The following is a 23859-nucleotide window of genomic DNA, read 5'->3' on the forward strand; positions in this document are numbered from 1 at the left end:
CGGATCGTCCCCTGACCTGGGTCGACGCCGGTTTTGCCCCGGGCTCTGCCCGGTGTACCGTGACAGGTGTCACACGAGCGCGAGCCGGGGGAGGAACCACGTTGACCGCGAACACCGGGAGCACCGAGCGGACAAATCCCGACCGCGCGAACCTGCTGCACACCGACCGCATGCACACCGTGCCCTGTCGTAGCGGGCGCCGGGAACTGTGGCTGCTGCTGGTCATCGTGGTGACGGGCGTGCTCATGGCCGCCGTCGTGTTCCTGCCTGCCGTTCTGGGGTGAGCCGCCGTTCGGCAGGATGGTGGGCGTGACTGATCCCGCCGACGCCACCGCCGCCCCGACCGGCCGCCCCACTCTCGTGACCGTCGCGCTCGTCGCGTGGATCGTGGGAGCCGTCGCGGTGCTGCTGCTCGGCCTCCTGTCCCTCACCTTCCCGGTCACGACGCTGCGTGAGCAGATCGTCGACGGCGGCGGCACCGCGTCCGACGCCGACGGCCTGGTGACGGTCCTGCGTACCGTCGGGGTGTTGTTCGTGGTGATCGGAGCCGCGGTCGGTTTCCTCGCCGGGCCCACATGCCGTCGCGGCGACGTGCGATTCCGCCGCGCTCTGATGGTCCTGTCCGCGCTCGCGGCGCTGTTCCTGCTCGGGTCGGTGCTCATCGGCTTCGCCGTCGTCCCGCTGCTGGCCACCGTCGGCGCGCTGACGTTCCTCGTCGCGTCCCTGCTCGTCTACCGGCCGGGCGCTGCCGCGTGGTTCGCGCCCTCCGCGGACGAGGGGACCGCGCCGTGACCGCGCCCGAGAACGCCCTGTTCGTGGAGTGGGGAGCCCGGTGGCGTGCGCTGGCCTGGGGACCCGTCTTCTGCCTCGTCGCCCTGATCGTCGAGCTGACCACGGGCCCCGTGGTGCACTGGGTCGCTCTCGCGGTCATCGCCGTCGTTCTCATGGGGTTCACGGCGATCCAGATCGTCGCCGCCCGTCGGCACGTGACCGTCGTCCTCACCCCCGACGAGCTGACGCAGGGCACCGAGAACGTCGCCGTCGCGGACATCGCGGAGGTGTTCCCCGAGCCCGACTACGTCGCGAACGGCAACACCCTCGAGAAGTGGCAGAGCGCGCGGGTGCTGGGCGAGCTCAGCGGGGTGCCGCGGGGGCGGACGGCCGTGGGGTTGCGGCTGCGGGGGCAGGGCCTGGTCCAGGCGTGGGCGAAGGACGACGAGGCGCTGCGGGAGCACCTGGCCAGCGTGGTGCGGCCGTGACGCGCCGTGGAGGCAGTGCGGCCGTGCGTGCCGTGGGCGTCGTGGTCGCGTTCGTCGCCGCCGTCCTGCTGTGGCAGCGCGGGGTGACCTCCACTCCCACCACGGAGACGGTCCGCCTGCCCGCCGACGCGGGTGGATCGACGACGTTCGAGTGGACCCTCACGCAGCTGTCCGGCCCGTGGGTGGCCGGCGCGGTCGTCGCCGCGGCGGTGGGCGTGCATCTGCTGCTGCGGCTGCGACGCCGCGTGTCCTCGTCACCCCGCCCCTGATACCCCCAGGGGGTACTGTGGGGGCATGAGCAGCTTCGATCAGGACGATCTCCTCAAGCGACTGCGCCGCATCGAGGGCCAGGTGGCCGGCATCTCGCGGATGGTGGCGGACGACCGCTACTGCATCGACGTCCTCACCCAGGTCTCGGCGGTGACCAAGGCTCTGCAGTCCGTGTCGCTCAAGCTTCTCGACGCCCACCTCGCGGGCTGCGTCGTGGACGCGGCCCGCGAGGGTGGGCCCGAGGCGGAGGCGAAGGTCAAGGAAGCGAGCGACGCGATCGCGCGTCTGGTCAGAAGCTGACGCCATTGCGCGTCTGGTGCGCTCCTGACGATCAGGTCCTGACGGACTCCTTCACCTCACCCGGCTCGTCGTCGGCCAGCATGGCGGCGCCGAGCAGGTTCTCCGGGATGCCGAAGCCGTCGATCAGCGTCTGCGCGTGCGGGCGCAGGGTGCGGCACCGCTCGTTGATGCCGCGGGTGATGGCCTTCGAGCGTTCGGTGGAGATGTACCGGTGCTCGATGAACCAGGCCTTGTCCGCGTCGAGCACGGACAGGGCGTAGAGGTCGCACACCTGGCCCAGGAGTTCCTTGGTGTCGTCGTCCTCGCAGTTGTCGATGCCGGCGACGAAGGCCTCGAGGATCACGCGGTCGATGTGCGCGGTGGCCGCGTGCAGGATGTGGTCCTGCACCATGTTGAACGCGTCGAACTGGCTCATCTTCTTGGACAGTCCGTTGAGCCGTCGGGCCGCGGTGGAGATGAGGTACTCCTCGCGGTCCTCGAACATCGAGATCTGGGTGCCGCGGTTGAACAGCGAGCCCTCCTCCTCGTTGTCCTGCCGGCTGTCGACGAGGGTCTGGATGATCGGCGCGGCCGCGGTGCGCTTCTTCACGACGTCGCCGACCGTCTCGGCGGCGAAGCGCATCCAGTCGGCGGCACCGAAGGACCGCACCTCGTGGGCGTACGCGGTGAGCAGTTCCTTGGCGACGAGCTGGGTCAACACCACGTTGTCGCCCTCGAACGTGGTGAACACGTCGGAATCGGCCTTGAGCGCGATGAGGCGGTTCTCGGCGAGGTAGCCGGCGCCGCCGCAGGCCTCGCGCGATTCCTGGATCGCGCGGGTGGCGTGCCAGGTGTTGGCGGCCTTGAGGCCGGCGGCGCGGCCTTCCAGTTCGCGCTGCTCGTCGGCATCGGGATCTTCGGCGCTCTGGATGTCGTGCATCTTCGACACCAGCTCGTTCTGGGCGAACTGCAGGGCGTAGGACTTCGCGATCAGCGGCAGCAGGCGCCGCTGGTGCACGAGATAGTCCATGATCGTGACTTCCTCGTCGGTGCCCGGCGCGCTGAACTGCTTGCGCTGCAACGCGTACTGCGTGGCGATGGTGAGGGCGACCCGAGCGGCGGCACCCGCCGAACCGCCGACCGTGATGCGTCCTCGGATGAGGGTGCCGAGCATCGTGAAGAACCGCCGGTTGGGGTTCTCGATCTCGGAGGAGTAGGTGCCGTCCTCGGCCACGTCGGCGATCCTGTTCAGCATCGCCGTCCGCGGGATGCGGACCTGGTCGAACATGATGCGCCCGTTGTCGACGCCGGGCAGACCGCCCTTGTAGCCGATGTCGAAGGTGGTGACGCCGGGCAGGTCCTCGCCGAAGTTCTCGTCGCGGATCTGCACCACGAAGCAGTGCACGCCCTTGCTCTCCGGCTCCTCCCCGGGGCCGGCGGTGATCAGCTGCGCGAACACGGCGGCGTACTTCGCGGCCTCGGCCGCGCCGCCGATGTAGTCCTTGCGACAGGACTTGTCGGGGGTGTGGATCACGAATTCCTGCGTGTCCCGGTCGTACGTCGCGGTGGTGCCGATGGACTGGACGTCGCTGCCGTGGCCCGTCTCGGTCATCGCGAAGCAGCCGAACGTCTCGAGGTCGATCAACGGCTTGATGAACTCGTCGTGGTGACGCTGCGTCCCGAGGTTCTCGATGGCACCGCCGAACAGGCCCCACTGCACGCCCGCCTTGACCATCAGCGAGAGGTCGGACATCGCGAGCATCTCGATCATGGTCACCGCGGCGCCGATGTCACCGGTGCCGCCGACCGACTTCGCGAATCCGGACTCCGCCGCACCCGCCGCGGCGAGGATGCGCAGTTGCTCGGTCGCCTTGGTGCGGGCGATCGCGGTGTTGGGCGTGTAGTGCGGCGCGAACTCGTGCCGGGAGAGCTGCTCACGCGTCTGCTCGCGCACGTCGCGCCAGCGGCCGTCGAGGGTCCTACGCAGGTGCGTTGCCAGTGTGTCGGCGGATTCGGTGGTGGTCATACTCGACGGTAACCAAAACCGGGGCGCCCGGCGAGTGACTCGGCCCACTAGCCTTCGCCCGGTGCTGATTCGTGACACCGTGCGGGCCGATCTGCCCGAGATCCTGCTGGTCCACAACGCCGCCATCGCCGAGACGACGGCCATCTGGGACGAGGACGCCGTCGACCTCACCGAGCGCGAGGCGTGGCTCGCCGGGCGTCGCGACGCGGGCATGGCGGTGCTCACCGCGGAGATCGACGGTCGCGTCGCCGGGTACGCCTCCTACGGGCAGTACCGCCCGAAATCGGGCTATCGGCTCACCGTGGAGAACTCGGTCTACGTCGCCGACGGCTTCCTGCGCCGGGGGGTGGCGACCGCGCTGATGGGCGAGTTGATCGCCCGCGCCCGCGCCGGCGGACTGCATGCGATGGTCGCGGGGATCGAGTCGACCAACACCACCTCGATCGCCCTGCACGAGAAGTTCGACTTCGAGGTCGTGGGGGTGATGCCACAGGTGGGGGTCAAGTTCGGCCGGTGGCTCGATCTGACCTGGATGCAACTACTACTCGAGTGAGTAGACCGCTCGTTCGGCCGGGGGAGCACTCCGTTCCTTGTGAAACACTGGAGGACGTGAGCATTTCGAGCGGACCCGACAGCGACCAGTCCACCGCCCGATCCGCCGCACTCTTCACGCGCGCGTCCGCCGTGATCCCGGGTGGCGTCAACTCGCCCGTCCGAGCCTTCCACTCGGTCGGCGGGACCCCCCGGTTCATGGCCGAGGCCAGCGGATACACCCTCCGCGACGCCGACGGCACCGAGTACGTCGACCTCATCTCCTCCTGGGGTCCGATGATCCTCGGACACGCGCACCCCGCCGTCGTCGAGGCGGTGCAGAAGGCGGCCTCGACGGGCCTGTCCTTCGGCGCGCCGACTCTCGGCGAGATCGAGCTGGCCGAGGAGATCGTGCGGCGCGTCGACCCCGTGGACGAGGTTCGTCTGGTGAATTCGGGCACAGAGGCGACCATGAGCGCGGTCCGATTGGCGCGGGGATTCACCGGCCGCACCAGGATCGTGAAGTTCGCCGGGTGCTACCACGGCCACGTCGACGCGTTGCTCGCCGACGCCGGATCGGGCGTCGCGACGCTCGGCCTGCCGACCACGCCGGGCGTGACCGGGGCGCAGGCCGCCGACACGATCGTCGTCCCCTACAACGACCTCGACGCCGTCGAGCGCGTCTTCGCCGAGTACCCCGGCGAGATCGCCTGCGTCATCACCGAGGCCGCCGCGGGCAACATGGGCGCCATCGCCCCGCAGCCGGGTTTCAACGAGGGGTTGAAGCGTGTGACGTCCGCCGACGGCGCGCTGTTGATCGTCGACGAGGTGATGACCGGGTTCCGCGTCAGCGCGTCGGGATGGTTCGGCGTCGACGGCGTCGCCGGTGACCTGTACACGTTCGGCAAGGTGATGAGCGGCGGGTTGCCCGCCGCCGCGTTCGGCGGGCGAGCCGACGTCATGAGTCATCTCGCGCCGGCCGGCCCGGTCTACCAGGCGGGCACGCTGTCGGGGAACCCCGTGGCCGTCGCCGCGGGCCTGACGACGCTGCGGCACGCCGACGCCGGTGTCTACGCCGCCCTCGACGCCAACGCCACGCGCCTCGGCACGATCCTCGGGGACGCGCTCACCGCGGAGGGTGTGCCGCACCGCGTGCAGTACGCCGCCAACATGGTCAGCGTCTTCTTCACCGAGGACGAGGTGACCGACTACGCGGGTGCCAAGGCCGCGCAGACCTGGCGGTTCCCGGCCTTCTTCCATGCGCTGCTCGCGCGCGGGGTGTACCCGCCGCCGAGCGCGTTCGAGGCGTGGTTCGTCTCGGCCGCCCTCGACGACCGCGCGTTCGACATCATCGCCGACGCCGCCCCGCACGCCGCGCGTGCAGCGGCCGACACCACGGAGCCGACATCGTGACCGAGCCGAGCATCGAGAGTCACCCGCACGCCGACACGCGAACCATCGTCCATGTGCTGCGACACGGCGAGGTCCACAACCCCGGCGGGATCCTCTACGGCCGTCTGCCGAACTTCCGGCTGTCGGAGAACGGGCAGGCCCAGGCCCGCAAGGTCGCGGACGCCCTCGCCGGTCACGACGTCACCCACGTCGTCGCGTCGCCCCTGCAACGCGCGCAGGAGACCGCCGCGCCCCTCGCGTCGGCGTTCGGACTGGCCATCGAGACCGACGAGAACCTGATCGAGGCCGGCAACGAGTTCGAGGGACTCAAAGTGGCGGTGGGCGACGGCGCCCTGCGCCGCCCGCGGCACTGGTGGAAGCTGCGGGACCCGTTCACCCCGTCGTGGGGCGAGCCGTACCTGCAGATCGCGCACCGGATGCTGGCCGCGGTCAACGCGGCCCGCGTGGCCGCCGTCGGGCACGAGGCGGTGTGCGTGAGCCATCAGCTGCCGGTGTGGACGCTGCGCCGTTTCCTTCAGGGCGACCGCCTGTGGCACGACCCGCGCCACCGCCAGTGCGGACTGGCCTCGCTGACGTCGCTGATCTACGAGGGCGACACCCTGGTCGACATCGTCTACTCGGAGCCGGCGGGCGAGTCCGATCCTCGGCAGACCGGCGCATGAGACCGCTCCGCGCACTCGCTCCGATGCTGGCGGCCGCGGTGATCGCGGTGGGTGCCACCGGCTGCGCCACCGGCTCCGACGCCGTGGCGCAGGGCGGCACCTTCGAGTTCGTCTCGCCGGGCGGGCAGACCTCGATCTTCTACGACCCGCCGGCCGACCGGGGCACCGTCGGGGACCTGAAGGGTCCGGACCTCATGGAGGAGGGGAAGACCACCGCCCTCTCCGACTTCCCAGACCAGGTCGTCGTGATCAACATCTGGGGCCAGTGGTGCGGGCCGTGCCGCGGGGAGGCCGGCGACCTCGAGCAGGTCTACGAGGCCACTCGCGAGCAGGGCGTGCAGTTCCTCGGCATCAACGTCCGTGACCTGCAGAAGGACAAGGCGCAGGACTTCGTCGTCGACAACGGCGTCGGGTACCCGTCGATCTACGATCCCAGCTTCCGCAGCCTCCTCGCGCTCGGCGCGAACTACCCCACCACCGTTGTTCCCACCACGATCGTTCTCGACCGGGAGCACCGCGTTGCCGCGATCTTCCTGACGGAACTGCTCGCGAGCGACCTGCAGCCCGTCGTGGAGCGCATCGCCGCGGAACCGGCCGACGGTAGCGAGTGACACGCATGGGTGACCGACATGGGTGAGGCGTTCCAGTCCGCCGCGGCCTCGGGGCCGCTGCTGCTCGCGCTGGGGGCGTGCGTGCTCGCCGGGCTGGTCTCGTTCGCCTCGCCCTGCGTCGTCCCGCTGGTGCCGGGCTACCTGTCCTATCTCGCCGGCATCGTCGGTGCGGACGCCCCCGCGGTGACCGCCTCGGAAGCGCGGTCGACGACGACGGCGGTCCGCAGCCGCGCCCGGGTGGCCGGGGCGGCGGGTCTGTTCGTCCTGGGATTCACCGTGGTGTTCGTCCTGGCCACGGCGTCGGTGTTCGGACTGATCTCGGCGCTCGCGGTCAATCGCGAACTGCTGCAACGCATCGGCGGTGTCGTCACCATCGCCATGGGCCTGGTGTTCCTCGGCCTGATCCCCGCTCTGCAGCGGGACACGCGACTCGAGCCGCGCCGCATCGGCAGCATCGCCGGCGCACCGCTGCTCGGCGGGGTGTTCGCCTTGGGATGGACGCCCTGCCTGGGGCCGACGCTCGCCGGCGTCATCTCCCTGACCGCCGGGACCGAGGGATCCACGGCCGCGCGCGGCGTCGTGCTCATCGTGGCGTACTGCCTGGGTCTGGGATTGCCGTTCGTGATCCTCGCCTTCGGCTCCGTCAGCGCCCTGCGCGGGGTGGGGTGGCTGCGCCGCCATGCCCGCACGGTCCAGATCGTCGGCGGTGTGACGCTGGTGGCGGTCGGCGTGGCCCTGGTGACGGGCGCGTGGGACGTGTTCGTCAGCTGGATTCGCGACGGCGTCGTGACCGGCACGACCCTGCCCATCTGATCGCACCCTGCACGTTGCACACGATGAAGACAGTCGAGAAGTGAGATGAGTACAGACATCGAGTCCCGGCCGGCGGCCGAGCCGCGCCCGCCGCGGCAGTCCGTCGGCGGCCGGGCCCTGGCCGGCGTCCGCAACGCCTGGCGCGGGTTGACGTCCATGCGCACCGCGCTGGTGCTCCTGTTCCTCCTCGCGCTGGCCGCGATTCCCGGCGCGTTGTTGCCGCAGCGCAGCCTCAACGCCGGCAAGGTCGACGAGTACATCGCCGACCGACCGACCCTCGGCCCGCTGATGGACCGGGTCGAACTGTTCGACGTGTTCGGCAGCTTCTGGTTCACGGCCGTCTACGTTCTGCTGTTCGTCTCCCTCGTCGGCTGCATCCTGCCGCGCTGCGTCGAGCACGCACGGGCGCTGCGCACCCCACCCGTCGCCACGCCGCGCAACCTCGCGCGTCTCCCGCACCATCGCAGGGCGGAGGTCGACGGCACGCCCGCGGAGGTGCTCGATTCCGTCGCCGAGCGGATGCGCGGGTGGCGCACGGCGCGGCGCGAAGAATCGACGGGGGCGCTCACCCTGTCGACGGAGAAGGGGTACCTGCGCGAGGCGGGCAACCTGGTCTTCCACCTGTCGTTGGTGGGCCTGCTGGTGGCGATCGCCGCGGGCAAGTTGTTCAGCTACGAGGGCAACGTCGTCGTCATCGCCAACGACGGGCCGGGCATCTGCACCACCTCGCCCGCACAGTTCGACTCGTTCCGCGCCGGCAACCTGATCGATGGCACCGGACTCACCCCACTGTGCGTGCGGGTGAAGGACTTCCGTGCCGACTATCTCCCCAACGGGCAGGCCGAGCAGTTCACCTCGAACATCGAGTACCAGTCCGGCGCGGACCTGGTCACCGACACCTGGCGGGACGACGTCCTGCAGGTCAACCACCCGCTGCGCGTCGCCGGTGACCGCGTCTACCTGCAGGGCCACGGCTACGCCCCGACATTCACCGTGACGTTCCCGAACGGCGAGACACGCACCGAGACCGTCCAGTGGGAGCCGACCGACGGCACCACGTTCCTGTCCTCCGGCGTCCACCGATTCGATCCACCCGGCGGGCTCTACCCCGACAGCACCGAACGACGGAAGAACCAGATCGCCATCGAGGGCCTGTTCGCCCCGACGGCGTCGTTCCACGGCACGCTGCTCTCGTCCAGCTTCCCCGCGCCGAACGACCCGGCCGTGGCCGTCGACATCTACAAGGGCGACACCGGACTCGACACCGGCAACCCGCAGTCGTTGTTCTCGCTCAGCCAGGTGCTGGTCGAGCAGGGGCGGCTGGTCAAGCAGGACCGGGTGAACCTCACGCCGGGCGAGTCGACCACCCTGGCCGACGGCACGCAGGTGCGCTTCGACGGTGCCGAGGAGTTCGTCAATCTCCAGGTCAGCCACGACCCGGCGCAGACCTGGGTGCTGGTGACGGCGCTGACCATGATGGCCGGTCTGGTGGTGTCCCTGGTGATCAAGCGTCGTCGGATCTGGGTGCGCGTCTACCCGGCGGACGATCCACGACGTACCGTAGTAGAGCTGGGCGGATTGGCACGCACCGATCAGGCCGGGTGGGGCGACGAGTTCGACCGCCTCGCCGACCGTCTGCTGAGCGCCGACTCGGCGCCCCCGCACACCGCGACGAAGGAGTAGTCATGCCGATCGACGACACGCTGGCTCAGTTCAGCGACTGGTCGTTCCGGTCCGCGTTCGGAGTGTTCGTCCTGGCCTCGGTGTTCCTGGTGGCGCAGTTCGCCACCCGCACCGTCGCCGCCGACGACCGCAAGCGCGAGCTGGTCGCGGCGGGTGATTCCGGAAGGCCGGCCGCGAACGTACCCGGCCGCATCGCGGCGAACGTACCCGGCCGCATCGAGCCGACCCCGTCGCGCCCGAAGTCCGAGAAGTACGGCGGCATGGGCCACGCCCTCGTCGTGCTGGGGTTGCTCCTGACGGTCGCGTCCATAGTCCTGCGCGGACTGGCGACCGACCGGTTCCCGCTGGGCAACATGTACGAGTTCGTCACCATGGCGTGCGCCGCCGCCGTCGTCACCGGGTTGGTCGCGCTGCGCGGACAACGTCACACCCAGGTGTTCGTCGTCGTCCCCGTGATGATCCTGATGTTCCTCGCCGCGACGGTGCTCTACGCGGACGCGGCGCCCGTGGTTCCGGCGCTGCGCTCGTACTGGCTGCCGATCCACGTCACCATCGTCTCCGTGGGCAGCGGCATCTTCCTCGTCGCCGGTGTGGCGTCCCTGCTGTTCCTACTGAAGATGCGCTTCGCCGGGACCGGATCCGACGACACCGCCGGGACCGACCCCGGCGCGCTGGCGCGCTTCGCCCGTCGTCTCCCCGCGGCGCAGACGCTCGACCGTCTCGCCTACAAGACCACCATCATCGGGTTCCCGCTGTTCGGTGCCGGCGTGATCCTCGGCGCGATCTGGGCCGAGGCGGCCTGGGGACGCTTCTGGGGCTGGGACCCCAAGGAGACGGTGTCCTTCATCGCGTGGGTGGTCTACGCCGCGTACCTGCATGCTCGGGCGACGTCCGGGTGGCGAAACACCCGTGCCGCGTGGATCAACGTGGCCGGTTTCGTGGCGATGCTGTTCAATCTGTTCATCATCAACATGGTGGTGTCGGGCCTGCACTCCTACGCCGGCCTGAACTGACGAACCGACCCGGACTCCCGCGGGGGTGGAGCGGACCGGGGCGGGCGGGGAGGAACCGAGTGACCGACGGACCCACGGGACTGTCCCACGAATTGACGACGTCGCGGTTGCTGCGACCCGTCGCACCGCCACCGACCGCCGGCTGGCGCCGGACGGTGTACGACGCCACGGGAGGACGCGTCAACGTCGGCAACAGCGCGCGCGAGCAACGCCGGCTGGCTCTGGAGCGGCAGGTGAACAGCACGCTGCGCGGGTGCCACCGGGTGGCGGTGCTGTCCCTCAAAGGGGGCGTCGGCAAGACGACGGTGGCGGCGGCGCTGGGATCGACGTTCGCGTCGGTACGGGGTGATCGGGTGATCGCGGTCGACGCGAATCCCGACAGCGGAACGTTGTCCACGCGGGTTCCCGTCGAGACCGACCGGACCGTGCGGGACTTGCTGCAGTACACCCACTCCATCGAGACCTACAGCGGGGTCCGCGCGTTCACGTCGCAGAATTCCCACCGCCTCGAGGTGCTGGCGTCGTCGACCGACCCGACACTGTCGGAAGCCTTCGACGCGCGGGACTACGAGAGCGTACTGAGCGTCCTGGAGCGCTTCTACAACATCGTGGTGACGGACTGCGGAACCGGACTCCTGCACAGCGCGATGCGCGGCGTTCTGCACCACGCGGACTCGATCGTGCTGGTGGCGTCGGGGTCGGTGGACGGTGCGCGGTCCGCGTCGGCGACGCTCGACTGGTTGGACGCGCACGGCTACGGGCCACTGGTGGAACAGGCCGTCACGGTGGTTGACATGGCACGGCCGGGGAGCAAGACGGTGGACGTGTCGAGCATCGTCGACCACTTCGGCCAGCGGTGCCGCGCCGTGCGAGTGCTGCCCTTCGACACACACCTCGCGGAGGGATCGGTCGTCGATCTCGACGTTCTGGCTCCGGCGACGCGCGTCGCGCTACTCGAGACGGCCGCCGCGGTGGCCGCGGGCTTTCCCGCGATCACGCACTGAGCGACGGCGTCGGACGGCGCTCGACGGCGCCGACCGGTGGGGTCAGTCGGTGTCGGGGCGGTCGGTGCCGGCCTCCGGGCGATCGATGGAACGCCGACGCTCTCGGGCGGCGTCACGCCCCATGCGCCAGAGGAATTCCGGATCGTCGTCCGGTCCGGTCACGCGTCCTCTGGGTGCGGCCGTCTCGGGGCCGAACGATTTCCACAGGAGCACGGCCACGACCACGAGCCCGATCAAAGCCACCACGTAGATCATCACGCACCTCCACGACCGAGGGTAGTCGCGTGACGGCCGGGTGGCATCCGCGTGAACCTCTCGAGATCCTGAGAATTCCCAGCCCGAGCATTCACCCAGCGGAGGAGGTGAGAATCAGGCGTGCGCCTCGGTGGTGAGCGAGGTCAGCAGGTTCATGACCTCGGACTCGCGGAAGCGGCGGTGCCCACCCGGGGTGCGCAGCGAGCCGAGGCGGCCGGCGTGCGCCCACCGGGTGACCGTCTTGGGGTCGACATGGAAGAGCGCCGCCACCTGGCCGGGGGTCAGCAGGTTCTCCTGGGTGGGGAAGTAGGCCGGTGCGCTCATCGTGGTCGCTCCTTCGTGCGTCGCGGGCCGCGGGCGTGAAGTGCCCGTGGTGTCGACGCCATGGTGGCACCGGAACCCCCGGGTACTCGACTGTTCTCGTGTTGGTAAAGGGGAGGTAATGGACAAATCGGATCACTCGGGCACGGTGCGCGACCGGTAATCTGGGGTCCATGACCGCGCCCGAACAGCCCGAATCGTCACCCCCCGCCGCGGGATCGCCGAAGGGCCGCCTGGCCCGTGACCTGGCCCTGTACACCGTCGCCCGGCTCGGACTCGTCGCGGTGGTGACGGCCGTGATCCTCGGCGTGGCCGCCCTGGTCGGTGTCGACTTCCCGCTCATCGTGGCGCTCGTGTTCGCGCTCGTCGTCGCGTTCCCGCTCTCGCTGGTCCTCTTCAAGAACCTCCGCCGCAAGGTGAACCTCGACATCGCCGCCGTCGACGACGACCGCCGCCGCGCCCGCGCCGATCTCCACGCCCGGCTCCGGGGCGAGCAGGGCTGATCGCCACCGCTCGCCTCGGCGTCCTGCGCCTGTCAGAACGGCGGTGGTGTGGCCTCGGCTTCGGGTGGGGCGATGCCGTTCAGGGCGTTGCGGAGTCGGTTGCGGTTGCGTTCCTGGCGTCGGCGGGCGTGTTTCTGTTCGGTGCGTGGGGCGGGTCGGGTGGGTTCGGGTTCACCCGGTGTCGAGGTGCGCGGTGTCGGTGGTGTCTTCTTCCCGGCACCGGGTGGGTCGCCGAAGTGGATGAGTTCGGTGCGGGAGACGATCGTGCGGATGTGAGTCGGGGAGACCACTCCGTCGCGCAGGCACTCGAACACCCGCGGCAGCCGGTCGCGGAGGGCCACGGCGTTGTCGAGGATGCGTTCGGCGACGTACTGCGACACCGACAGGGCGGTGGCGATGCGGGCGGCGCACTGGGCGTACGCATCGACCGCCCGCTCGTCGCGGTCTTCTTCGGCGGGCACCAGGTCGGTATGCAGGGCAGCGGCATGGCGGTAGCGACGCCACTCTAGATACCCCGCCCCCGCGGCGAGGTCGACCAAGGCGTCGAGATGCCCATCCACGGGCAGGTCGAACGACACCGGCAGACCCAACGCGGCAGGGTCACGCGCCGGCCACGGCGTGCCCTCCACCTGCGCCGCGCCGGCTACGCCGACCCCCCGATCGCTCATGTGTTCGATTGTAGCGAGACCCACCGTCACGATCCATGACACGCACGCACGAACTACTCCGCGTCCGCCGTCCGCGCCCGCAGCGCCCGGGCGAGATGGTCGCGCTGCTCGATCACCTGCCGTCGCAACGCGGCGGGGGACTCGGGGTTCTCGGCCAGCCAGCGGTCGGCGTCGTCGGTGCTGTCGGCCTGCGGGAACAGTCCCACCACCAGTCGTCGCGCGATCTCGATGGTGCGGTCGCGCCAGACGTCGCCCAGCATCGCGTAGTACCGCGCGTCGTAGTCCTCGATGCGCGCGCGCTCACCGGCGGTGAAGCCGCGGACCAGGGCGCCGACCTTCTCGTTGCTCGGCGACTGAACCGTCAGCGCCGTCCACACTCGCGCGGCGCCGCCCGGGAGCGCGGCCACGGCGGCGGTGTGCGCCACCTCGCCCGCTCCGGTGCGGTCGGTGCTCAGCACCTCGTCGAGCTCCGCCTCCGTGGCGTCTCCGCGCGCGGCGAGGGCGAACCACAGAGCCCACCGCTGCTCGGCGTCGAGTGCGAGGCCGTCGATCCGCGTCCGACCGGTCAGCAGCTCCCGCACCCGGGCGGCCCGGTCGACGTGGACCACCGCCGCCGACCACGCCCGCAACCACTCGAGCTGGTGATCCGATCCCGCTTCCGCGGCGAGCATCTGCTCGTACGCCGTGTCCGCCCACTCCGTCCGCGCCCGGTCGCGATCCGCGACGTACCGTTCCACGGCCACGGCGGTGTCCGCCAGCACGGACCCCAGGATGCCCTCGTGCGGCTCGCTCGGCGCGAATCGGCGCGCCAGCCGGACGAAGCGCGACGCCGGGTACTCCGCGTCGCGGGTGGCGTTCCAGACCGCGGACCAGATGAGGCTTCGGCGCAGGTCGTCGGGAACCCGATCGAGCGAGGTCTCGACGACGGCCAGCGACGCGTCGTCGAGCCGCACCTTGGCGTAGGTGTGGTCGCCGTCGTTGAGCAGGACGACGGTGCCGTCGACGGCACGGGTGAGGTCGACGGGCGTCTCGGCGCCGGCCAGGTGCACCTCCTGCGGTGCGCGATCGACCAACTCGCCGTCGGCGTCCGGGGCCAGCACGGCCACGTCGAGGCGCTGCGGACGCGGGTCCGTCTGCACGATCACGCCGCGGGCGCGGTCCACCGTCAGCGTGCTCGGGCCGGTGGTCTGCAGCCAGGCGTCCGCCCACGGCCCGAGATCGCGCAGCGAGCTGTCCTGCAGCGCGGCCAGCAGGTCGGCCAGCGTGGTGTTGCCGTAGGCGTGGCGACGGAAGTACAGCCGGGCCCCGCCCAGGAAGTCGTCCTCCCCGACGAACGCGGCGAGCTGCTTGAGGACGCTCGCGCCCTTGGCGTAGGTGATGCCGTCGAAGTTCAGCTTCGCCGCGTCGAGGTCGACGATGTCGGCGACGATCGGGTGCGTCGTCGGCAATTGGTCCTGCGAGTACGCCCAGGCCTTGCGACGCTGCGCGAACGCGACCCACGCATCGGTGAACTCGGTGGCGGCGACGGAGGCGTACGAGCCCATGTAGTCGGCGAACGATTCCTTGAGCCACAGATCGTCCCACCACTGCATGGTCACCAGATCGCCGAACCACATGTGCGCCATCTCGTGCAGGATCGTGTTGGCGCGGCGGGCGTACTGCGATCGGGTGGCGGGGCTGCGGAAGACGTAGGACTCGGTGAAGGTGACGCACCCCGGGTTCTCCATCGCGCCGAGGTTGTACTCGGGGACGAACACCTGGTCGTACTTGCCGAAGGGGTACTCGTAGTCGAAGACGTCGTGGAAGAAGTCCAGGCCCGCTCGCGTCACGTCCAGGATCGCGTCGGCGTCGAGGAAGGGCGCCAACGACTTCCGGCAGTGCACTCCGAGGTCGATGATCAGATCGTGCTGGACGGACCGGCCCTCCACGCGGTGGTACGGCCCGGCGACGACGGCGGTGATGTACGTCGAGATCGGCTGCGTCGGTGCGAAGATCCGGGTGTCGCCGTCCGTCCGGTCGAGGCGCTCGTTCGAGAGGACCAGCCACTCGGCCGGTGCGGTGACGCGGAACGTGAACGGCGCCTTGAGGTTCGGCTGCTCGAAGCAGGGGAACACCCGACGCGCGTCGGCCGGCTCGTACTGGGTGTACAGGTAGGTCTCGCCGTCCGCGGGATCGACGAACCGGTGCAGACCCTCGCCCGTGCGGCTGTAGTACCCGCGTGCGTGGACGCGCACGGTGCTCGCGGCGGTGAGCCCGCGCAGGGCGATGCGGGCACCGTCGTACTCGACCGCGACCTCGCGGCCGTCGATCTCCACGCGGTCGACGGCCGCGCCGAGGAAGTCGAGCCACGTCTCGGGTGACGACGCCGCGAGTTCGATCGTGGCGACGACGCCGAACTCCGGCTCGGTGCGCGCGCCGGCGAGATCCAGTGCGACGTCGTAGGACCGGACGGTGACGGCCCGGGCGCGGTGGGCGGTCTCGGAGCGGGTGAGGTTCGCGGTGCTCATCCGTTCATGAAACACCCCGCCGGCACCGCAGGATCACCGGCGCCGGTCCGGCACCACCCCGCCGAGCACCCAGTTGACGATCGAGATCAGCAACGCTCCCCAGAACGCGGAGCCGAACCCGGCGACGGTGAGTCCGTACCCCGTGAGCTCGGTGACGGCCGCGGTCAGCATGAGCATCAGCGCGTTGATCACCAGCAGGAACAACCCCAGGCTCAGCACGATCAGGGGCAGCGAGAGCAACTGGACCACCGGCTTGACGACGGCGTTGACGAGGGTGAACACCGCGGCGATGCCGAGGAGGACCACCAGGTCCCAACCCGCGCCGTGCCCGGAACTGGTCACCTCGATCCCGTCGATCCAGGCGGCGGCGAGCCACACGGCGAACGCGGTGACGACGAGGCGGAGCAACAACACCATGTCCACCATGGTGGCATCACGGCCGCGGGTCGGGCGGCGGCGTCGGCGTGTCGGGTGGCGGCGGGTCAGCCGAGAATCAGGCCGACCGCCGTCGCGACGGACCACACCAGCATGGCCAGGCCGGTGTCCCGCAGAGCGGGGATCAACGCCAACCCGTGGGCGCGCGCCCGCACCGGGGCGTTGGCCTTCCACGCGAGCGGGAACGCCACGAGTCCGAGCAGCGACCACGGGGTCTGCAGGACGAGCGCGACGCTCACCACGAACGGCACCGCGAGCAGCGCGGCGTGCAGTCCCCGGCTGCGCGGATCGCCGAGACGGACGGCGAGGGTGATCTTCCCGGATTCGGTGTCCGAAGGGATGTCGCGAATGTTGTTGGCCACCAGCACGGCACTGGAGAAGGAGCCGACGGCGATCGCGCACGCGAGGCCGGTGAGATCGACGCGGTCGGTCAGGACGAACTGTGTGCCGCACACCGCGACGAGCCCGAAGAACACGAACACCGCGATCTCGCCGAATCCGCTGTAGCCGTAGGGCTTCGTGCCCCCGGTGTAGAACCAGGCGCCCGCGATGCAGACGGCGCCGACGACCACGAGCCACCACGCCGTCGTCACCGCCAGTACCAGACCCGCGACGGCGGCGATCGCGAAGCACACCACCGCGGCCGTGCGCACCGAGCCGGGCGACGCCGCGCCCGATCCGACCAGCCGCAGGGGACCGACCCGCTCGTCGTCCGTGCCGCGGATGCCGTCCGAGTAGTCGTTGGAGTAGTTCACTCCGACGATGAGGGCGAGGGAGACCAGCAGGGCGACGGGGGCCTTCCACCACGTGACGGTCGTGTCGGCCATGGCGGCCGCAGCGCCTATTGCCACCACCACGGGCGCGATCGCGTTCGGCAGCGTGCGCGGCCTCGCCCCCTCGATCCACTGTGTTGCTGTCGCCATGATGCGCATCATCCCTCACGGTCGGTACCCGAGCGCGCCCCGGTACGGACGTGGGGCGGAATGCGACTGTGGCCGACCGGCCGCCGAATGCGACTGTGGCCGACCGGCCGCCGAATGCGACTGTGGCCAGCCGGCCGCCGAATGCGACTGTGCGGTCGGTGTTGTCGGCCGGGGACGTGACCCCTTACGATGTACGGGCGCTCTCCGGAGGAGGGTTTCTCACGGCCTGTGTCCGTCGGCCGTGAACGTGGCGTCACCCCCTGCGGGACCGGTGTCGGGTCCACCGACACGCGTTCTCGCCGTCACGATCAGGATTCACCATGGGCAATCTGCCGTCCGTCGCCGACGTCGTCGCCACCATGCCGCCGGCCGAGATCGACCGTGCCATCCGCGCCCTCACCGTCCGCCAGCGCGCGCTGCTGCTCGACGGTGATCTGCCGTCCGTCTGGGCCGTCACCGAGGATCTCGAGCGCTGCTTCGCCGCGCTCAGTACAAGGGCCGGGGATAGCCGCGGTCGGTGACCGGGACCGGGTCCGGTTCGGCGGAGAAGCCGGTCGGCTGGAACTCCACCAGAATGAAGCGCTGACCGGGGACGCGCGTCGCCCGGAGGTCGACCACCACCCAGCCCCCGCCGCGGCGTCGTAGGCGGACGTCCGGAATCAAAGTGCTGTTGTCGACCCAGCTGTCCATCACGCGGTACTGGTCGACCAGCCGCTGCACGTCGTCGGGGTGCGGGGTGTCCCGGCGATCCGCCTCGCCCTTCCACTGCACGCCCTCGACGGGCTCGGTCAGCCACCGCACCACCCGAACCGCCGTCACGTCCACCAGCGCGATGGACGTCGGGTTCGACCGGGTCAGCGAGCGCAGAGCCAACGCCTCGACGGACGGCCCCTGGCTCGAGAGCTGGTCCGGCCGTAGTTCCACGGCCAGGCCGCGGGAGACGACGTCGATCTCCCCGTCGACCTCGACCCGCGCGGTGCGCACGATGTTGCGCAGCGGCAGCGGCCCGGCGTCCGTCCGTGCAGCGACCGTCCCGTCCCAGCGATCGCCGTCCCGCGCGTCGATCAGCGCGGTCAACAGGTACATCCCGGACTCGGCGTCGTCGATTGCCTCGAACAGGCCCGGGGCCGTGCCGATGAGGCGCCCGCGGTCGGCCTCTCGGAGGAACATGCTCATCACGGGCGTGAACCGGAAGACCCGGTCGACCGCCGACCATTCGTAGGCGGCGGCCCGCGGCGGCGGTGTCGACGGCGCACTGCCCGCGGGACCGACGTGCACCAGCACCCCGTGGACCCCTCCGCTGGGCCCGCATACCGGGACCAGGCGCAGGTCCACACCTCCGTCGCGTACGGGGACGGTCTCGGTGCGTTCACGGCCGTCGGCGACGACCCGTCCCACGAGGATCCGGGCCGCGTCGGCGACGCGCTTCGGCCGCAGAGCCCGCTGCAGGGAGGTCCAATCCTTCGGCAGCCCGTCCCGGACCACGACGGCGACATCGCGGGTGTCCCCGGTCCGAGACAGGGTTTCCACCACCATCCACCCGGCGGCCGGCGCCGAATGCTCGGCGGAATCGCCCGAGTCGCGCGCTGCTGTCATGTCGACCGCCTCCGAAAACGTGCCCCGTGGCCCGGGTCGATCGCGCCCCGTGGCACGGGTGAAATGGCGCCCCGTAACACGGGTGAAATGGCACTGTACCCATTGGTGCCGACACCCCGGTCGACCGTGGCGGGTCGTTTCCGCCCGCTGTCATCCGTTCGGACGACACCGCCAATCGACCGCCGCCGTCACCGCGCCGCGTCCGTCACCCGCCGCAACGCCGCAGCACGATCGACCTTTCCGGGTCCTCGCACCGGCAGCGCCGCCGTCCGCACGACGAGGCGCGGCACCGCCTCCCGCCCGAGCTCGCTCGCCACGTGCTCACGGATGGCGTCGTCGGTCACCGTCGCCCCGGCGTCGAGGACCACCAATGCCGCCACCCGGGCACCGAGACGTTCGTCGGGCACCCCGACCACGACGCACTCCGCGACGCCGGGCACGGCCGTCACGACGTCCTCGACCACCCGCGGCACGACGGTCAGCCCGGCCGTGGAGATGGCGTCGTCGATCCGCCCGAGGATGCGCAGGCGCCCGTCCTCGCCGATGCTCCCGACGTCGTCGGTCCGGAACCAGCCCGGCTCGGCGAAGGCGGGGTGGTCGGGCATGCCGCGGTAGCCCGCGGCCAGCGTGGGTCCGCCGAGCGAGACGCGGCCGTCGTCACCCAGGCGCAGTCGCACTCCGTCGAGGGGGAGCCCGTCGTAGACGCATCCGCCGCAGGTCTCGGACATCCCGTACGTGCGCACGACCGGGACGGACGCCGCCGTCGCCCGCGCCAGCAGCGGGGCCGGCGTCGCGGCGCCGCCGAGGAGAACGGCGTCGAGCGAGGCGAGTGCCGCAGTGGCCTCGGGGTCCGCCAACGCCTTGACCAGCTGGGTGGGCACCAGCGAGGTGTAGCGACGCGGGCCGCTCATCGCCGCGACCGCGGCCGGCAGGGCGGCGGGGTCGAACCCGGCGCGGACGTCGAGCACCACCGGCTCGGTCCCGGCGGCCACCGAGCGCAGCAGCACCTGCATGCCCGCGACGTGGTGAGCGGGGAGAGCCAGCAGCCACGTCCCGACGCCGCCGAGCCGGTCGTGCGTCGCGGCGGCGCTCGCCCGCAGGGCGGCGGCGGTGAGGAGGGCGCCCTTGGGTACGCCGGTCGATCCGGAGGTGGCGAGGACCAGCACGGCGTCGTGTTCGATCGGGCTGCCGGGCGCCAGAGTGGCGGTGAGACGGTCGATCTCGCGCGGATCGTCGGCGGGCACGGGCAGCGCCGGAGGTGCCTCCCCGTCCAGGACGCGGGCGAGATGGGGGAGCAGCGCGGCGGCGCCGGGTCCGCCCGGGACGGGCAGGACCTCGAGGTCACTCGCCACGAGAGTCCCTGCGCTGCGGGTGGTTCGGCGGAACCTCGACCAGCACGATCCGGGTGCCGTCCGGATCGGCGATCCACATCTCGATCAGGCCCCACGGTTCGGTCCGGGGTTCACGCACGATCGCCACCCCGGCGTCCGCCAGCTCCGTCCGCGCGGCGTGGACGTCACGGACCTGGAGCAGGATCGTGGTGGTGGATCCACCGTCCGGCTCACCGTGCCCCGCGACCTCGATCAGCCCCTGCCCCGCGAAGAACACCACTCCGCCGGGATACTCGCGAAAGATGCCCAGGCGCAGTCGGTCTCGATAGAACGCCGTCGTGACGGCGGGGTCGCGGGGGCGCAGGATCGTGCGGCTCGCCAGGACGTCCATCGCGTCAGAAGTACCAGGGGTAGGGCGACCAGTCGGGATCGCGCTTCTCGAGGAACGAGTCCCGGCCCTCCACCGCCTCGTCGGTCATGTACGCCAGCCGGGTCGCCTCGCCGGCGAACAGCTGCTGACCGACCAGTCCGTCGTCCTGCAGATTGAACGCGTACTTCAGCATGCGTTGCGCCTGCGGCGATTTGCCGTTGATGGTGCGCGCCCACTCGATCGCCACCGTCTCGAGATCGGCGTGGTCCACCACCTTGTTCACCGCGCCCATCCGGTGCATGTCCTCGGCGCTGTAGGTGTCGCCGAGGAAGAAGATCTCGCGAGCGAACTTCTGCCCCACCATCTTCGCCAGGTAGGCGCTGCCGTACCCGCCGTCGAAACTGCCCACGTCCGCGTCGGTCTGCTTGAACCGAGCGTGCTCGCGGCTGGCCAACGTCAGGTCGCACACCACGTGCAGGCTGTGACCGCCGCCGGCTGCCCAGCCGTTCACGAGGCACAGCACCACCTTCGGCATGGTGCGGATCAGCCGCTGTACCTCGAGGATGTGGAGGCGACCGGCGCGAGCGCGGTCGACCGTCTCCGCGGTCTCACCGCTCGCGTACTGGTACCCCGACCGGCCTCGGATGCGCTGATCCCCGCCGGAGCAGAAGGCCCATCCGCCGTCCTTGGGGCTGGGTCCGTTGCCGGTGAGCAGGACCGCGCCGACGTCGGAGGTCATGCGTGCGTGGTCGAGCGTGCGGTAGAGCTCGTCCACCGTGCCGGGCCGGAACGCGTTGCGCACCTCGGGGCGATCGAACGCGATGCGCACGGTGCCGTCGGTGACGTGGCGGTGGTAGGTGATGTCGGTCAGGTCCTCGAACCCGGGCACGACGGTCCACTGATCGGGCTGGAACGGGGAGCTCGTCTCGGTCACGCCCCAACCCTACGACTCCCGTGGTGGACCGCAGCGTTACCGTCGGACGATGAGCGACACGCCGCACGGCGGCTTCCCGAGGTTCACGCCCGCGCACCCGCCCGCCGACTTCGGGCGCCTGGTCGAGGCCCTCCGGACCATCCAGGACCTCGCCGTCTCCACCGACCTCCCCGAGGAGCAGTTGGCGGCCGCCGCGGACCAGGCGGAGAAGCTCGCCGCCGCGATGGCGCCCTACGTGGTGCCGGAGGGCGCCTCCCCGGCCGGACGGTCGCTCGAGCTGCCGGGCCGGGGGAGTCTGCTGCTCCTGCCCTGGACCATCGAGAAGTACGGGCCCGACGGCGTGCAGTCCACCGGCGTGTTCCGTCGCTATCACCTCGGCGGGAACGCGGCCGCGCACGGCGGCACCCTGCCGCTGCTCTTCGACGATCTGTTCGGCCTGATCCAGCACGGCTACGGCCGCCCGCGCAGCCGCACGGCCTTCCTGCACATCGACTACCGCGCGGTCACGCCGCTGGATCAGCAGCTACGGGTGAGCGGGCACGTCACGAAGGTCGAGGGACGCAAGACGTTCATCGAGGCGGTACTGACCGACCTCGACGGGAAGGTTCTCGCCGAGTGCCACTCCCTCATGGTGTCGTTGCTGCCCGGCCAGCCGTGACACGGCCGAGCCGCGCGTCGCTCGGCGTGAGCGCTCCGGCCGACCTGCTCGCGTCGGCGCACGTCGTCGCCCTGCCGATGCGCACGCGCTTCCGCGGCATCACCGTGCGGGAGGCGATGGTGTTCGAGGGGCCGGCCGGGTGGGGCGAGTTCGCCGCCTTCCCCGAGTACGACGACGCCGAGGCCGCCCTGTGGCTCGCCGCCGGTCTCGAGGCGGCGACCCTCGGTCCGCCCGACCGCGTCCGCGAGTGGGTCGACGTCAACGCCACCGTGCCCGCCGTCCCGGCGGCGGACGTCCCGGACGTCCTCGCCCGCTTCCCCGGCGCCCGCACCGCCAAGGTCAAGGTCGCCGAGAAGGGACAGGGCCTGGCCGACGACGTCGCGCGCGTCGAGGCCGTTCGCGCCCTCGTCCCCACCGTGCGGGTGGACGCCAACGGCGGCTGGACCGTCGACGAGGCCGAGCGGGCACTGCACGCCCTCACCGAGACGGGCGACCTCGAGTACGCCGAACAGCCCTGCGCGACCGTCGAGGATCTGGCCGAGGTGCGGCGTCGGGTGCCGGGCGTCGCCGTCGCCGCCGACGAGTCGATCCGCCGGGCCGACGACCCCCTGCGCGTCGTCCGGGCCGGCGCGGCCGACGTCGCCGTGGTCAAGGTGCCGCCGCTGGGGGGGATGCGTGCGGTGGTGGCCCTCGCGGACCAGCTGGCGGAATTCGGCGTTCCGGTGGTCGTCTCGAGCGCTCTCGACACCGCCGTCGGCATGAGCGCGGGGCTCGCCGCGGCGGCCGCGCTGCAGTCCACCGCCGCGTGCGGGCTGGGCACCGGAGCCCTGTTCACCGCCGATCTGGCGCCCCCGCGCGAGCTGGTCGACGGCAGATTGTGCGCCGACACGGTGATTCCGGACCCGGGTGCACTCGCGTCACTGGCCGCGCCCGAGGACCGCCGACGGTGGTGGATCGCCCGGGCGGAACGGTGCCTGCGGCTGTTGTAGGGTCGCCGCCGACCGGCAGAACCGCCGCTCCCGCTCGACCCGAAAGGTTCCTCGTGGCTTCCCTGCAGACCACCCTGCTCGACGAGTCCGTCGCTCCCGCCGTCCGTGCCGACGTCGCCGCGCTGATCGACGCCGAGGTGTCCGGCAAGAAGGGTGCGTCCGGCCTCGCCGTCAAGGGCGGGTACGGCGCGGTGAAGAAGGTCAGCCCCGGCGTGATCGACGACGCCGTCGCCAAGCTGTGGCCGAGCTTCGTCGAGAAGCTGGACCCGTTCTGGCAGGAGTACACCGCCGCCGGATCGGCCGGTCGCTTCGGCGACCACCTCGTCGGCCGCGGCGACGCCGTGTCCGACGCGCTGCTGTCGGTCACCGACGAGCGCATCGAGGGCACCAGCAAGCCGACCATCAAGAAGGCGTACTCGTCCCTGCGTCCGTCGGCGAAGAAGCACGTCACCGAGGCGCTTCCGCGCGTGGGAGAGCTGGTGCAGAAGTACGCCTGACGCAGCCCCTGGCGACCGTACAAGTAGACGCCGGTGCCAGTGCGCGGGGCTACGGAATCGGGGTCGTCTTCAGGGTCTACGGCGGGAGGTGCTCCTTCGAAGACACCCGACGGTAGCGGGAGCTGAGTTGCGCGCCTGGCGACGGCTCGCGTCCTGCTAACATTGGAGCTCTTGCAAGCACAACCATCGACTACTGCTAGGGTCTCGTCGGTCAGCGCTCAACCGGGGGGATGAGGTTCAATATGTCAAGGATCAAGGCACAGCGGTCAATTTTGACCTCCGAGCACTTCTGGCTCGGCGGCCATCTG

General features: G+C 70.8%; 29 protein-coding genes. 18 read left to right on the forward strand and 11 right to left on the reverse strand.

The genetic code is table 11. The annotated features are described in order from the left end of the window. Positions 1-101: 101 nt before the first annotated feature. The 5 genes from BMZ18_RS09695 to BMZ18_RS09715 are packed head-to-tail and all read left to right on the forward strand — an operon-like array spanning position 102 to position 1829. Entirely contained in the window at positions 102-284 is a 183-nt protein-coding gene (locus BMZ18_RS09695; protein ID WP_139203902.1) for a YfhO family protein, read from the forward strand. 25 nt (positions 285-309) lie between these two features. Next, a complete protein-coding gene (locus BMZ18_RS09700; protein WP_139203903.1) occupies positions 310-792 on the forward strand; it encodes a hypothetical protein in 483 nt (160 codons plus the stop codon). Further along, positions 789-1259: a transport-regulating membrane protein Mce1N gene (gene mce1N / locus BMZ18_RS09705; RefSeq protein ID WP_074922153.1), complete on the forward strand. Its 471-nt coding sequence runs from the start codon at positions 789-791 to the stop codon at positions 1257-1259. Before BMZ18_RS09700 ends, mce1N begins: the two co-directional genes overlap by 4 nt. Beyond that, positions 1256-1528, forward strand: coding sequence for a hypothetical protein (locus tag BMZ18_RS09710; protein WP_139203904.1), 273 nt, complete (start codon positions 1256-1258; stop codon positions 1526-1528). The genes mce1N and BMZ18_RS09710 overlap by 4 nt, the downstream gene beginning before the upstream one ends. A 25-nt stretch (positions 1529-1553) precedes the next feature. After that, complete coding sequence (locus BMZ18_RS09715; protein ID WP_068099465.1) at positions 1554-1829, forward strand: metal-sensitive transcriptional regulator; 276 nt, start codon at positions 1554-1556, stop codon at positions 1827-1829. Positions 1830-1860: 31 nt separating this feature from the next. Here BMZ18_RS09715 and BMZ18_RS09720 read toward each other — a convergent pair whose 3' ends face one another. Then, the gene (locus tag BMZ18_RS09720; RefSeq protein ID WP_068099466.1) at positions 1861-3834 is read right to left on the reverse strand and encodes an acyl-CoA dehydrogenase family protein; all 1974 of its coding nucleotides are present in this window, start codon (positions 3832-3834) and stop codon (positions 1861-1863) included. A 61-nt stretch (positions 3835-3895) separates the two neighbouring features. Between BMZ18_RS09720 and BMZ18_RS09725 the strand changes: the two genes are divergently transcribed. From BMZ18_RS09725 to BMZ18_RS09760, 8 genes are read left to right on the forward strand one after another with little or no spacing between them, the layout of a single operon-like run. Continuing rightward, positions 3896-4387, forward strand: a complete 492-nt coding sequence (locus BMZ18_RS09725; protein ID WP_068099467.1) for a GNAT family N-acetyltransferase — start codon at positions 3896-3898, stop codon at positions 4385-4387. Positions 4388-4443: 56 nt separating this feature from the next. Continuing rightward, positions 4444-5778 carry a glutamate-1-semialdehyde 2,1-aminomutase gene (gene hemL, locus BMZ18_RS09730; RefSeq protein WP_068365689.1) on the forward strand — a complete coding sequence of 445 codons (1335 nt, stop codon included), beginning with the start codon at positions 4444-4446 and terminating at the stop codon, positions 5776-5778. Then, positions 5775-6440 carry a histidine phosphatase family protein gene (locus tag BMZ18_RS09735; protein ID WP_068365690.1) on the forward strand — a complete coding sequence of 222 codons (666 nt, stop codon included), beginning with the start codon at positions 5775-5777 and terminating at the stop codon, positions 6438-6440. The genes hemL and BMZ18_RS09735 overlap by 4 nt, the downstream gene beginning before the upstream one ends. Positions 6441-6463: 23 nt before the next feature. Beyond that, positions 6464-7051 carry a TlpA family protein disulfide reductase gene (locus BMZ18_RS09740; protein ID WP_139203910.1) on the forward strand — a complete coding sequence of 196 codons (588 nt, stop codon included), beginning with the start codon at positions 6464-6466 and terminating at the stop codon, positions 7049-7051. An 18-nt stretch (positions 7052-7069) separates the two neighbouring features. Then, positions 7070-7864: a cytochrome c biogenesis CcdA family protein gene (locus BMZ18_RS09745; RefSeq protein ID WP_068104844.1), complete on the forward strand. Its 795-nt coding sequence runs from the start codon at positions 7070-7072 to the stop codon at positions 7862-7864. Positions 7865-7909: 45 nt separating this feature from the next. Then, the gene (gene resB, locus BMZ18_RS09750) at positions 7910-9547 is read left to right on the forward strand and encodes a cytochrome c biogenesis protein ResB (protein ID WP_068365692.1); all 1638 of its coding nucleotides are present in this window, start codon (positions 7910-7912) and stop codon (positions 9545-9547) included. A 2-nt stretch (positions 9548-9549) separates the two neighbouring features. Further along, positions 9550-10560, forward strand: a complete 1011-nt coding sequence (gene ccsB / locus BMZ18_RS09755; RefSeq protein ID WP_074922130.1) for a c-type cytochrome biogenesis protein CcsB — start codon at positions 9550-9552, stop codon at positions 10558-10560. After that, entirely contained in the window at positions 10557-11564 is a 1008-nt protein-coding gene (locus BMZ18_RS09760) for a MinD/ParA family ATP-binding protein (RefSeq protein WP_082834040.1), read from the forward strand. The genes ccsB and BMZ18_RS09760 overlap by 4 nt, the downstream gene beginning before the upstream one ends. A 42-nt stretch (positions 11565-11606) precedes the next feature. Here BMZ18_RS09760 and BMZ18_RS09765 read toward each other — a convergent pair whose 3' ends face one another. Continuing rightward, on the reverse strand, positions 11607-11819 hold the full coding sequence (locus tag BMZ18_RS09765; protein ID WP_068099474.1) for a hypothetical protein: 213 nt from the start codon (positions 11817-11819) through the stop codon (positions 11607-11609). A gap of 114 nt (positions 11820-11933) precedes the next feature. Continuing rightward, complete coding sequence (locus BMZ18_RS09770) at positions 11934-12143, reverse strand: BldC family transcriptional regulator (protein WP_068099475.1); 210 nt, start codon at positions 12141-12143, stop codon at positions 11934-11936. 170 nt (positions 12144-12313) lie between these two features. On the opposite strand from BMZ18_RS09770, the gene BMZ18_RS09775 reads away from it, so the two are divergent. Further along, complete coding sequence (locus BMZ18_RS09775) at positions 12314-12643, forward strand: DUF4229 domain-containing protein (protein ID WP_068099476.1); 330 nt, start codon at positions 12314-12316, stop codon at positions 12641-12643. Positions 12644-12675: 32 nt separating this feature from the next. Here BMZ18_RS09775 and BMZ18_RS09780 read toward each other — a convergent pair whose 3' ends face one another. From BMZ18_RS09780 to BMZ18_RS09795, 4 genes are all read right to left on the reverse strand, one after another. Further along, positions 12676-13311, reverse strand: coding sequence for a DUF222 domain-containing protein (locus BMZ18_RS09780; RefSeq protein ID WP_074922131.1), 636 nt, complete (start codon positions 13309-13311; stop codon positions 12676-12678). A 53-nt stretch (positions 13312-13364) separates the two neighbouring features. Further along, positions 13365-15818 (reverse strand): aminopeptidase N, encoded by a 2454-nt coding sequence (gene pepN, locus BMZ18_RS09785; RefSeq protein WP_068360733.1) that lies wholly within the window; start codon positions 15816-15818, stop codon positions 13365-13367. 33 nt (positions 15819-15851) lie between these two features. After that, positions 15852-16235, reverse strand: coding sequence for a phage holin family protein (locus BMZ18_RS09790; protein WP_068104851.1), 384 nt, complete (start codon positions 16233-16235; stop codon positions 15852-15854). Positions 16236-16300: 65 nt separating this feature from the next. After that, positions 16301-17176 (reverse strand): 1,4-dihydroxy-2-naphthoate polyprenyltransferase, encoded by an 876-nt coding sequence (locus BMZ18_RS09795; protein WP_068360762.1) that lies wholly within the window; start codon positions 17174-17176, stop codon positions 16301-16303. A gap of 320 nt (positions 17177-17496) precedes the next feature. Between BMZ18_RS09795 and BMZ18_RS09800 the strand changes: the two genes are divergently transcribed. Further along, on the forward strand, positions 17497-17697 hold the full coding sequence (locus BMZ18_RS09800; protein ID WP_068099483.1) for a hypothetical protein: 201 nt from the start codon (positions 17497-17499) through the stop codon (positions 17695-17697). On the opposite strand, the gene BMZ18_RS09805 is transcribed toward BMZ18_RS09800, so the two are convergent. The 4 genes from BMZ18_RS09805 to BMZ18_RS09820 all read right to left on the reverse strand — a co-directional run bounded on the left by BMZ18_RS09805 (position 17663) and on the right by BMZ18_RS09820 (position 21407). Beyond that, a complete protein-coding gene (locus BMZ18_RS09805) occupies positions 17663-18772 on the reverse strand; it encodes a GAF domain-containing protein (RefSeq protein ID WP_068360730.1) in 1110 nt (369 codons plus the stop codon). The two genes, BMZ18_RS09800 and BMZ18_RS09805, sit on opposite strands and share 35 nt — an antisense overlap. A 188-nt stretch (positions 18773-18960) precedes the next feature. Beyond that, the gene (menE, locus tag BMZ18_RS09810) at positions 18961-20124 is read right to left on the reverse strand and encodes an o-succinylbenzoate--CoA ligase (protein ID WP_068360728.1); all 1164 of its coding nucleotides are present in this window, start codon (positions 20122-20124) and stop codon (positions 18961-18963) included. Next, positions 20114-20494 carry a VOC family protein gene (locus tag BMZ18_RS09815; RefSeq protein WP_068360725.1) on the reverse strand — a complete coding sequence of 127 codons (381 nt, stop codon included), beginning with the start codon at positions 20492-20494 and terminating at the stop codon, positions 20114-20116. The genes menE and BMZ18_RS09815 overlap by 11 nt, the downstream gene beginning before the upstream one ends. A 4-nt stretch (positions 20495-20498) precedes the next feature. Continuing rightward, a complete protein-coding gene (locus BMZ18_RS09820; protein WP_068099487.1) occupies positions 20499-21407 on the reverse strand; it encodes a 1,4-dihydroxy-2-naphthoyl-CoA synthase in 909 nt (302 codons plus the stop codon). A gap of 49 nt (positions 21408-21456) precedes the next feature. Here BMZ18_RS09820 and BMZ18_RS09825 point away from each other — a divergent pair, with 49 nt between their 5' ends. The 3 genes from BMZ18_RS09825 to BMZ18_RS09835 are packed head-to-tail and all read left to right on the forward strand — an operon-like array spanning position 21457 to position 23551. After that, a complete protein-coding gene (locus BMZ18_RS09825; RefSeq protein WP_068360722.1) occupies positions 21457-22065 on the forward strand; it encodes a PaaI family thioesterase in 609 nt (202 codons plus the stop codon). Between the two features lie 26 nt (positions 22066-22091). Continuing rightward, positions 22092-23054, forward strand: a complete 963-nt coding sequence (locus BMZ18_RS09830) for an o-succinylbenzoate synthase (protein ID WP_074922154.1) — start codon at positions 22092-22094, stop codon at positions 23052-23054. Positions 23055-23107: 53 nt separating this feature from the next. Beyond that, a complete protein-coding gene (locus tag BMZ18_RS09835) occupies positions 23108-23551 on the forward strand; it encodes a DUF6918 family protein (RefSeq protein ID WP_068360719.1) in 444 nt (147 codons plus the stop codon). The last annotated feature ends 308 nt before the right edge of the window (positions 23552-23859 follow it).

This window comes from Rhodococcoides kroppenstedtii (genome assembly GCF_900111805.1).
Taxonomy (GTDB): Bacteria; Actinomycetota; Actinomycetes; order Mycobacteriales; family Mycobacteriaceae; genus Rhodococcoides; species Rhodococcoides kroppenstedtii.